General features: G+C 60.3%; 1 protein-coding gene. It reads right to left on the reverse strand.

All coding sequences use genetic code 11. The annotated features are described in order from the left end of the window. Positions 1-277, reverse strand: a 277-nt coding sequence (locus AC4HNJ_RS21910; RefSeq protein WP_490481730.1) for a hypothetical protein, incomplete at both ends; no start/stop codon positions are given.

Consider the following 277-nt stretch of genomic DNA (forward strand, 5'->3'; position numbering starts at 1 on the left):
ATCACCGAGGCTTGCGTTGCGACTCAGTCCGCTGAGGTCCTGGTTTTGGTTATCGCTAATCGTGATCGTGCCCGGTGCAATCGCCGCTTGCGTCGTACTGCTTTCGTGACCGGTCTGCGGAATGGTCAGGCCGCTGGGCATGATGCTGGCGCCGCTGTTACCGATGCCTCCACCGTTACCGCTGTAGCCGCCAGCCATGCCTCCACTGCTCGCGCTGTAGCTGGCGCTGTTCTGCAGGTTGCTGTACGTGAGTGATCCGGTATCGAGAGTGTTCTTG

This window comes from Dyella sp. SYSU CM1112 (genome assembly GCF_058216415.1).